This window comes from uncultured Flavobacterium sp., assembly GCF_963975005.1.
Lineage (GTDB): Bacteria > Bacteroidota > Bacteroidia > Flavobacteriales > Flavobacteriaceae > Flavobacterium.
In genome coordinates this window covers 1-10,698 of sequence record NZ_CAXBFR010000100.1, presented here as the reverse complement: position 1 = coordinate 10,698, position 10,698 = coordinate 1, and the positions used below count along the sequence as shown (strand labels likewise).

At 31.1% G+C, this 10,698-nt stretch carries 9 protein-coding genes; 6 read left to right on the top strand and 3 right to left on the bottom strand.

The genetic code is table 11. The annotated features are described in order from the left end of the window. Nucleotides 1-518 precede the first annotated feature (518 nt). The gene (locus AACZ53_RS11275) at nucleotides 519-917 is read left to right on the top strand and encodes a hypothetical protein (RefSeq protein ID WP_339838412.1); all 399 of its coding nucleotides are present in this window, start codon (nucleotides 519-521) and stop codon (nucleotides 915-917) included. A gap of 184 nt (nucleotides 918-1,101) precedes the next feature. Here AACZ53_RS11275 and AACZ53_RS11270 read toward each other — a convergent pair whose 3' ends face one another. The 3 genes from AACZ53_RS11270 to AACZ53_RS11260 all read right to left on the bottom strand — a co-directional run bounded on the left by AACZ53_RS11270 (nucleotide 1,102) and on the right by AACZ53_RS11260 (nucleotide 2,981). Beyond that, nucleotides 1,102-1,809, bottom strand: a complete 708-nt coding sequence (locus AACZ53_RS11270) for a methyltransferase (RefSeq protein WP_339838411.1) — start codon at nucleotides 1,807-1,809, stop codon at nucleotides 1,102-1,104. Nucleotides 1,810-1,889: 80 nt separating this feature from the next. Further along, nucleotides 1,890-2,414, bottom strand: coding sequence for a ribosome maturation factor RimM (rimM, locus tag AACZ53_RS11265; RefSeq protein ID WP_026717481.1), 525 nt, complete (start codon nucleotides 2,412-2,414; stop codon nucleotides 1,890-1,892). A 12-nt stretch (nucleotides 2,415-2,426) separates the two neighbouring features. Continuing rightward, a complete protein-coding gene (locus tag AACZ53_RS11260; RefSeq protein WP_339838407.1) occupies nucleotides 2,427-2,981 on the bottom strand; it encodes a 30S ribosomal protein S16 in 555 nt (184 codons plus the stop codon). Between the two features lie 175 nt (nucleotides 2,982-3,156). Here AACZ53_RS11260 and AACZ53_RS11255 point away from each other — a divergent pair, with 175 nt between their 5' ends. From AACZ53_RS11255 to AACZ53_RS11235, 5 genes are all read left to right on the top strand, one after another. Next, a complete protein-coding gene (locus AACZ53_RS11255) occupies nucleotides 3,157-3,609 on the top strand; it encodes a DUF6252 family protein (protein WP_339838405.1) in 453 nt (150 codons plus the stop codon). A 155-nt stretch (nucleotides 3,610-3,764) separates the two neighbouring features. Further along, nucleotides 3,765-8,300: a DNA polymerase III subunit alpha gene (dnaE, locus tag AACZ53_RS11250; RefSeq protein WP_339838402.1), complete on the top strand. Its 4,536-nt coding sequence runs from the start codon at nucleotides 3,765-3,767 to the stop codon at nucleotides 8,298-8,300. Nucleotides 8,301-8,373: 73 nt separating this feature from the next. Next, the gene (locus tag AACZ53_RS11245; RefSeq protein WP_339838399.1) at nucleotides 8,374-8,949 is read left to right on the top strand and encodes a peroxiredoxin-like family protein; all 576 of its coding nucleotides are present in this window, start codon (nucleotides 8,374-8,376) and stop codon (nucleotides 8,947-8,949) included. A 120-nt stretch (nucleotides 8,950-9,069) separates the two neighbouring features. Continuing rightward, the gene (gene trxA, locus AACZ53_RS11240; RefSeq protein ID WP_026717477.1) at nucleotides 9,070-9,387 is read left to right on the top strand and encodes a thioredoxin; all 318 of its coding nucleotides are present in this window, start codon (nucleotides 9,070-9,072) and stop codon (nucleotides 9,385-9,387) included. Between the two features lie 262 nt (nucleotides 9,388-9,649). Further along, complete coding sequence (locus AACZ53_RS11235; protein ID WP_339838395.1) at nucleotides 9,650-10,576, top strand: DUF58 domain-containing protein; 927 nt, start codon at nucleotides 9,650-9,652, stop codon at nucleotides 10,574-10,576. Nucleotides 10,577-10,698: the final 122 nt, after the last annotated feature.

The following is a 10,698-nucleotide window of genomic DNA, read 5'->3' as shown; positions in this document are numbered from 1 at the left end:
TAGCATCAGTATATTAATGACGATTGATTTTAATAGCTAATTCGTTTTTCTTTTAGAATGTATTTTTACAAGTTTTTTATCGTAACAATCAGTTATTAGGCCTTTTAAAATTCACATAAAAAAATTTAACAAATTTACAAATGAATGTTATAAAACAACATTTATAGTTTTTATAAAAAAAAATGACCGTTAAAAAAACATAACTTAATGAGTTGTTTCTTAGTGAAATAAATATTATTGAAATTATTATTTTTTAATAAGCAATTGATAATAAGTGTTTTGTATTTATTTATTTTTATTTTTTAAATCTAAAGGAATCTTGAAGAAGAAGTTTTTATTCAGTTTATAATCAGGGAATAAGAGTGTGTGAAAATTTTTTTTTGTAGTGATTTTTTGATCATTAAGCCATTGATTTTTAATTTCAAAAAAATAAAATGTGCTTTTAATCGATTATATTTGCATTTAAACGATATTATTAATACGTTTGGTAAAGATTAACCCAAGTAATTCTATTTACTATGAAAAGACATCAAGCTAAATTTTTAATATTTGCATTTTTATTGTCAATATTTTTAGGAACAAATTCTTGCTCTAGTTTAGAAAAAGGAATTTTTGAATCTATTCAGCCAAATGGATATAGTGATTTATTGACCACAAAGATAATAAATGATTATAGGGAATCTAAAGGATTAAATAAGTTAGAAGAATCAAATCTTGCTTTTTTGCAAAGTTCTGATTATGATCAATATATGAAATTAATTAGCGCTACTGGATATGATAACTTTGAAAAAAACCAAGGCAAACCAAAAGCTGAACTTACATCACTAAACGTTGTAAAAAGTGAATCTTTTAATTATGATAATTGCTCATATTTAATTGATGCTTGTATTAATAATTCTGACATAAATAATAAATAAAATTTAATAAGATTTTTATCTGTCCTTTTACTTAACCTCAAGACGAGAGAGTTTCTATTTTAGAATCTCTCTTTTCTGTTTTTATAAATAAGATTTATTTAAAAAAAAGGATAAAATGTAATTTGTGGATTCGATTTCATAAACTATTTACGCTTTTATTGCTAAAGTTTTCACTAATAAAAGGCTACATCTTCAAATAAAAATCTTTAGTCAAATTAATATAATCATTCGTATATTCATGACGATTGATTTCAACAACCAATTCATCAGCCACTAAAACGGATAATTCATAACGTTTAAAAGCTAATAAACTTCTAACTATTGGTGTTTTGTGAGAACCTCTAACGTGAGTTGCTTTTACAGGATAAAGTTCAACTTCAGCACATAAATTCAGAAAGCGTTCTTCTTCTTTAAAAGGAATAATAACTACAAAAATTCCGTTTTCTGACAATAATAAATCAGCTGCTTCAACCAAATCTTCAAAAGGCATTGCGTCTTGAAAACGCGCTAAATCTCTTTGAGTATTGTCAGTTTTAAAATCTTCAGCATAAAAAGGAGGATTGGAAATAATAATATCATATTCATCTTCTGGATCTTCTACTATTTCATCTAATTCAGCATGAAAACAAAATAATCTATCACTCCAAGGAGAATTTTCATAATTTGATACACATTGTTCATAAGCGTCTTCATCTATTTCTACTGAGTCAATTTGTTCAGCATTAGTTCGTTGAGCTAACATCAAAGATAAAATACCAGTTCCAGCACCAATATCTAAAACAGAATTAGGATTATTATCAATCGGACACCAAGCACCAAGCAAAACGCTATCTGTTCCCACTTTCATGGCACATTTGTCTTGTTCTACGTTAAATTGTTTGAATTTAAACACTATGATTTAAGATTGTAGATTAACGATTTTTGATTGTTGAAGTTTTAAACTGCCTACTAAAAACTGAACACTGAATACTTTTAAAGATACATCTCAACAAGTCCTTCAGGAATATCCATTTTAAAAATCTTATTCTTTCTATCAACTTCAAGAATAAAGTCATCAATTAGAGGAACTAAAATTTCTACTTCACCATTCATTATTTCTAATAAAGGTTGGTGATTACTATCGTTTACCCTTTTGATGTTTCCAATTTTCCCTAAACGAACGTCTTCAACTAGAAAATCAGTAATTTCGTGATAATAAAATTTATCACCTTCTAATTTAGGTAAAAATGACATAGGTAAATATACTTCACAATTCATAATTGCATCAGCATCTTCTTCAGATTCTACATCTTCAAAACGAACGCGTAAGAAGTTGTTTTTATGAATGCCAGATTTTAAAATAAAAAATGGAACCAAGTTTTTGTGTAATTCCACAAAAACTGATTCCAAATTTTCATACAAATAAGGTTCGTCTGTATCTAAATAGATTAAAACTTCACCTTTAAAACTGAATTTTTTAGCGATTTTGCCAAGATAGAAACATTGTTCTTTTTGCATTATCGCAGTAAATTAAGCTTGTGTTTCTTCGTTGTTTTCTTCTGCAGCAGGAGTTTCCTCAGTTGTAGCTTCAACTTCTTCAGTTTCTTCTTCAACTACTTCTTCTGCCGGTTGAGCAGCTTCAGCAGCAGCTTTAGCACGTTTCTCATTAGCTTCTTGTTCTAATTTAAAAGCTTTCGCTTTTGCATCTTCTTTCGCTTTTGATAATCCGTCTTTTTTAGCACTTACAGTTCCGTCTTTTTCGTCTAACCAAGCAGTAAATTTTGCATCTGCTTGATCTTGAGTTAAAGCACCTTTACGAACTCCTCCATCTAAATGGTGTTTCAATAAAGCTCCTTTGTAAGATAAAATTGCTTTAGCAGTGTCAGTTGGTTGTGCACCATTGTGTAACCATTGAACAGCTGCATCTACATTCAAATCAATGATTGCAGGGTTTGCAGTTGGATTGTAAGTTCCGATTTTCTCTAAGAATTTACCATCTCTTTTTGATCTAGCATCAGCTGCTACGATCCAGTAAAAAGGTTTCCCTTTTTTACCGTGTCTTTGTAATCTAATTTTTACAGACATAATCTTGTGATTAAATTTTGAGGTTCTCGACCTCTGTTAATTAAGGGTGCAAATATATAAAACTTTTAGAGAACTAAATTTATATTTTAAAAATTATTACTTTTTGTTCGTTTTTTTAATACAAAATTTTACATTTGTCGTTAATATGTTTCAATACCTACTAAAAAATAGCAAAATGAAGAAAATAATTTTAGTTTTAGCGATATTAATTTCATTTGTTTCATGTACAGATGATGTGTCTTTTAACGATCCTTCTTTTCAAGGAATTAAAAATGGAGAAAACTGGAGAGCAAATGATGCTAGAGTTATCTTAAATCCTGATGGTTCAATGACTGTTGAAGCATATTCTCAGTTTGAAATAGTAACTTTTGAAGTTTCTTCTGCTAATGTAGGAACAAGAACTTTTGGTCTAAATACGGCTAACGTAGCTACCTATGATGTAACAATTGATGGAGTTACAGATTCATATGAAACTGGTGTTGATGTTGGAAGTGGCGAGTTAAAAATAACTGAAAGTCCAGCTGTAACCGGAAAATTATCTGGAACTTTTAAATTTAGAGCTGTTAATGCAAATGGAATTGAAGCAGGATATACAAATGGTGTGATTTATAGTGTTCCTGTAAAATAATTTACAAGAATAATTTATAGAAAAAACCACGCGACTAGCGTGGTTTTTTTATTTTTGTTAATAACTAAAATTGATTTCTAAATTCTGAAATAGTATTTTTGAAAAGTAGATTTAAATCTAAAATCTATCAACACAATTCAAAAATCTTCTATCAGATGTATTTAATTTTCGATACCGAAACTACCGGATTACCAAGAAGTTGGTCAGCTCCAATTACGGATACTGACAACTGGCCAAGATGTATACAAATTGCTTGGCAGTTACACGACGAAATGGGAAATTTAATCGAACATGAAGATTATTTAGTAAAACCCGATGGCTTTAATATTCCTTATGATGCAGAACGAATTCATGGGATCTCAACAGAATTAGCAGAACAACAAGGAATTCCATTAATTGAAGTATTAGAAAAATTCAATATTGCACTTTCTAAAACTAAATATATTGTGGGTCAAAATTTAGGTTTTGATGTAAATATTATGGGTTGCGAATTTCATCGAATGAATGTTGGTTCAGACATGTCCAAAATGCCAGTTTTAGATACTTGTACAGAAGTTACAGCTGAATTAATCAAGTTGCCAGGAGGAAGAGGAGGAAGGTTCAAATTACCTACATTAACAGAATTACATCAATATTTATTCAACCAACCTTTTGCAGAAGCTCACAATGCAACTGCTGATGTAGAAGCAACAACACGTTGTTTTTTAGAATTAATAAAGCGAGAGGTTTTTGCAAAAGAGCAATTAGATGTAGGCCCTGATTATTTTCATAGGTTTAAGGAACATAACTTAGGAGAGATTCAGTTAATTGGATTAAAACATATCAATTTAAAGAAAGCTTCTGAAGATATTAGAAAGCGACTTCAAAAAATTGAACAAGAAAATACACAAGCAACTGTTTCAGAAACGGATAAAAGTGATTTAAATGAAGCAAAATATGCTCATTTACATAATCATTCGCAATTTTCAGTCTTACAGTCTACTATTGGTGTTCCAGGCTTAGTTGCAGCAACTGCCTTAAATAAAATGCCAGCTGTTGCCATAACAGATACGGGTAACATGATGGGAGCTTTTCATTTTGTGAGTGCTGTTATGAATCACAATAAAGTGGCTAAAGCCGCAATTGAAGCTTCAATTGAAGCAGGAGAAGAGCCAACAGATACTGAAGTTAAGCCGATTGTCGGTTGTGAATTTAATATTTGTGAAAATCATTTAGATAAGACAAAAAAAGATAATGGTTATCAAGTAGTTTTATTAGCAAAGAATAAAAAAGGGTATCATAATTTAGCTAAAATGTCTTCTATAGCTTATGTAAATGGATTTTATTATGTGCCAAGAATAGATAAAAAAGTTGTCGAGCAATATAAAGAAGACATCATGGTTTTGTCTGGGAATTTATACGGCGAAATTCCAAGTAAAATTCTAAATATTGGTGAAAATCAAGCTGAAGAAGCTTTAGTTTGGTGGAAAGAACAATTCGGAGATGATTTTTATTTAGAAATCATGCGACACAATCAAGAAGATGAAAATCGTGTCAACAAAACCTTGATTGAATTCGCACAAAAGCACAATGTCAAGTTAATTGCCACAAACAATACTTATTACATAAATAAAGAAGATGCTAATGCTCACGATATTTTATTGTGTGTAAAAGATGGAGAAAAACAGGCAACTCCAATTGGTCGTGGTCGTGGATATCGTTACGGATTGCCAAATCAAGAATACTATTTCAAGTCTCAAGAAGAAATGAAAAAGTTGTTTTCAGATTTACCCGATGCAATTATAAACATCCAAGAAATTGTAGATAAAGTCGAGATTTACTCCCTTTATAGAGATGTATTGCTTCCAAAATATGATATCCCTGAAGAATTTATAAACCCAGAAGATGTTAACGATAATGGAGTACGGGGTGAAAATGCTTATTTGCGTCATCTAACTATTGAAGGGGCTAAAAAACGATATGGCGAAATTTCACCAGAAATTCAAGAACGATTAGATTTTGAATTAGTAACAATTTCAAACTCTGGTTATCCTGGTTATTTCTTAATTGTCCAAGATTTCATTGCAGAAGCAAGAAAAATGGATGTTTCTGTTGGTCCAGGACGTGGTTCAGCAGCAGGCTCAGCAGTAGCTTATTGTTTAGGAATTACAAATATAGATCCAATTAAATACGATTTACTTTTTGAGCGTTTCTTAAATCCTGATCGTGTGTCTATGCCCGATATAGACATTGATTTTGATGACGAAGGTAGAAGTAGAGTAATGGATTATGTAATTAATAAATACGGAAAAAATCAAGTAGCACAAATTATTACTTATGGCAAAATGGCAACTAAATCAGCCATTAGAGATACAGCTCGTGTACTAGATTTACCGCTTTTTGAGGCCGATAGAATTGCTAAATTAATTCCAGGGATGATGCCTTCAAAATGGAATTTAGCCCGATTTATTTCTGAAAAAGAAGATGATGTCAAAAAAGCTTTGCGTTCAGACGAATTTGACAAAGTAAAAGAATTAATAGCAATTGCTAATGATGGTGATTTAGCAGGAGAAACGATTCAGCAAGCAAAAATCCTTGAAGGTTCTATGCGAAATACAGGTATTCATGCTTGTGGAGTTATCATTACACCTTCAGATATTACTAATTTCGTTCCAGTTACAACTGCAAAAGATTCCGATTTATATGTTACTCAATTTGACAACTCGGTTGCGGAAAGTGCTGGATTGTTAAAAATGGACTTCTTAGGATTAAAGACATTAACTTTAATTAAAGATACAGTTAAGCTTGTTAAATATCGAACTGGAATTCAATTAGATCCAGATGAATTTCCAATAGATGATGAAAAAACATATGAGTTATTCCAAAGAGGAGAAACAGTTGGTATTTTCCAATACGAATCTCCTGGAATGCAAAAATACATGAAGGATTTAAAGCCAACAGTTTTTGGAGATTTAATTGCCATGAATGCGCTTTATCGTCCTGGACCATTGGAATATATTCCTTCTTTCGTAAGAAGAAAAAATGGGGAAGAAGAAATTAAATACGATTTAGATGCCTGTGAAGAATATTTAGGAGAAACCTACGGAATTACAGTTTATCAAGAGCAGGTAATGCTTTTGTCTCAATCGCTAGCCGATTTTACTAAAGGTGAAGCCGATGTCTTACGTAAGGCTATGGGTAAAAAGCAAAAAGAGGTCTTGGATAAAATGAAACCTAAATTTGTGGAACAAGCTTCTGCAAAAGGTCATGATCCAGTAATTCTTGAAAAAATATGGAAAGACTGGGAAGCTTTTGCAAGTTATGCGTTTAATAAATCGCATTCAACATGTTATGCTTGGATTGCTTATCAAACGGCTTATTTAAAAGCACATTACCCTGCAGAATATATGGCAGCTGTGCTTTCTAATAACATGAATGATATCAAACAAGTTTCCTTTTTCATGGAAGAATGTAAGCGAATGGGATTAGAAGTTCTAGGTCCAGATGTCAATGAATCTTATTATAAATTCACAGTAAATGAAAACTATGCGGTTCGTTTTGGAATTGGTGCCGTAAAAGGAGTTGGAGCCAATGCTGTTGATACAATTGTTCAAAACAGAAAAGATGCTCCTTACAAATCTATTTTTGATGTTGCTAAGAAGATTGATTTAAGAGCAGCTAATAAAAAAGCATTTGAAAGTTTAGCCTTAGCGGGTGGATTTGATTGTTTCGAAGATACGCATAGGGCTCAATATTTTCTTGATGAAGGAGACGGAATTACATTCCTAGAAAAAGCCATAAAATATGGAGCTAAATTCCAAGAAAATGAAAATTCCTCCCAGGTAAGTTTGTTTGGAGATGCTTCAGAAGTGCAAATAGCAGAACCAGTTGTTCCACCTTGTGAAGAATGGAATACTATGGAGAAATTAGCCAAAGAAAAAGAAGTTGTTGGAATTTATATTTCAGGTCATCCTCTTGACGACTACAAATATGAAATGAAATATTTTTGTCCTACTAAATTACAAGAACTTAATGATCTAAATACTCAAGTTGGTAAAAATATAAGTATTGGAGGAATCATAACAAAAGTTGAGCATAGAGTGGCAAAAAACGGTAAAGGCTGGGGAATGTTCTCTTTAGAAGGATATGATGAAAGTTTTGATTTTAGAATTTTCGGAGAAGAATATTTAAAATTTAGGCATTTCTTAATTCAAAATAATTTTACTTTCATTCGTTTTAACGTCAAAGAAGGTTGGACTAATCAAGAAGGAAAAAAAGGAGATCCAAGATTACAGTTTTTAGAAGTCAAAATGTTGCAAGATGTTTTAACCACTTATGCTAAAAAACTAATATTACAATTCAGTATTGTTGAACTTCAAGAAAAAATGATTCAGTCTTTATTTGATTTGTTTTCCAGATCACAAGGAGATAATCAAGTCACGATTGAAGTGATGGAACTTGAAAAAATTAAAAAAGAAGTAGTTTCAGAAATTCAAGCCTTTGAGCCATCAGATAATGAAATTGAAGAAGAACTACTACTTACCGAAGGAACAGATGAAGATGAAGCTGCAACAGTTATAGAAACCACTATTGAAGAAGAAATTATAGTCGTAACAAAACTAAGTATGCCTAGTAGAAAGTTAAAAATTCAAATTTCTAATGAGTTATTGCATGAATTAGAAGCAATGCAAATCAACTTTAAGTTGAATTAATGTTAGCTACCAAACAATCCTAAAAATTATTCGGTACTATCTTTGCATTAATAAATTTAAATATAAGCGAGTTATGAAAAAAGCATTGGCAATAGTACTCTTTAGTTTAGCCTTCAGTTCACAAGCACAAATTGCAGAAAACCCAGAAGATGTAAGTCCGTTATTAATTGGAGAAAAAATTCCAAATATAGAAGTAGTAAACATTGATGGAAAGAAAATAGAATCAGACAAAATTCTAAATAAAAAGACTGTTTTAATTATTTATCGTGGTGGTTGGTGTCCATATTGTAATAATCAATTAGCAGACATGCAAGAAATTGAAAGTGATGTTTTGGAACTAGGGTATCAAATTGTGGCTATAAGTCCAGACTCGCCAAAATTTCTTAAAGAAACAGAATCAAAAGACAAATTAAATTATGCGTTATATTCAGATAGCGAAGGAAAATTTGCTCAAGCAATCGGAGTTGCATTCAAAAAAGACAAGCCAAAATTAGATAAATATTCTGAAGGAAGAAATCCAGGTTTTTTACCAGTTCCTTCGGTTTATGTTTTAAATGATAAGCAAGAAATTGAATTCATGTACATTAATCCAAATTATGCAACACGTTTAAAGGGAGAACTTTTATTAGCGGTTTTAAAGAATTTATAAATAAAACTATAAGTAAAATTTATACTAAACCTATAAAGTTGGTATAATTATTTCTAACTTTGTAATACAGTTCGAAACAACTCAAAAACTAATTAATAACAACATTTAAAATAAAAACAAATGGCATTAGCAATAACAGATGCTACTTTTGATGAAGTAGTTTTGAAATCAGATAAACCAGTAGTAGTGGATTTTTGGGCAGCTTGGTGTGGACCATGTAGAATGGTTGGGCCAGTTATCGATGAAGTTTCTTCAGAATATGAAGGAAAAGCAGTAGTTGGTAAAGTTGACGTAGATGCAAACCAAGAATTTGCAGCAAAATATGGAGTTCGTAACATTCCAACCGTGTTAATTTTCCAAAACGGAGAAGTAGTAGGTCGTCAAGTTGGAGTTGCTCCAAAGAAAACATATACTGATGCAATTGATGCGTTACTATAATATAAATTGAAAAAGAAAAAAAGGTTCAGCGAAAGTTGAGCCTTTTTTTATTCTGAACTTGTTTCAGAATTTCATGAATTTATTTTAATATTTCAGAAGCAAAAGGTCATTTTGTGTTTGCCTATGCAATTCCTGCTATCCATTCTATCTTTTTTTGCAAAAAAAGGATGCCATTCCCATCAGGGCTATAAGAGTTATCATTAGTTTGTTAATATACTTTCCGAAAATTTAGAATCCAAAAAACTTTATTTATCTTTGAGACATGAAGATAGAATCACAAATCCAAAAAATATCCAGTTTTGAGCATTTAGAACTATTAGCCAATCAAATTGTAGAAGGCTTTATTTCCGGAATGCACAAATCACCTTTTCATGGATTTTCTGCAGAATTTGCCGAACACAAAATTTATAATCCAGGAGAAAGCACAAGACATATCGATTGGAAGCTTTTTGCAAAAACAGATCGACTTTATACAAAACGTTACGAAGAAGAAACTAATTTGCGCTGTCATTTAATTCTGGACAACTCTTCTTCCATGCATTACCCAAAGTTGGCGGAAAACGACTTATTTTACAAAAACAAGATAGGTTTTTCAGTTTTGGCTTCGGCTGTCTTAATGAATTTGCTAAAAAAACAACGAGACGCAGTCGGAATCAGTGTTTATTCCGATAATTACGAATACTATGCGTCCGAAAAAGGTAGTGATCGCCATCATAGAATGATTTTAAGCAAGCTGGAGGAAATTTTACTAAGTAAGCCAGAGCAAAAGCAAACTGATACGGTTACATTCTTACATCAGATCGCAGAGAATATTCATCGCAGGTCTATGATTATATTGTTTTCTGATATGTTTCAAAAAGAAGATGAAGAAAAAATATTTAAAGCCCTACAGCATTTAAAGCATAATAAACATAAAGTGGTCTTATTTCATGTATATGATAAGAAAACAGAGGTAGATTTTGAATACGATAACAAGCCAAGAAAATTTATTGATGTAGAAACTGGAGAAGAAATCAACCTTTTTGCGGAAAATATTAAAGAAGAATACGAAAAAAAGATTGTTGCTTACAACAAAACAATAGCAAATACATGCATGCAATATCAAATTCAGTACATTCCTGTTTCAATTGATGATGGTTTTGAAAAAATATTAACCACATATCTTGTTGAAAAACAAAAGTTTGGGTAAAAACATAAAAAATATTTAAATTTTTTTTACTAAAACGTTTGTATAATTGAAAAAGCGTCCTATATTTGCAACCGCAATTAAGCGCTGGTCTGGTAGTTCAGTTGGTTAGAATACCTGCCTGT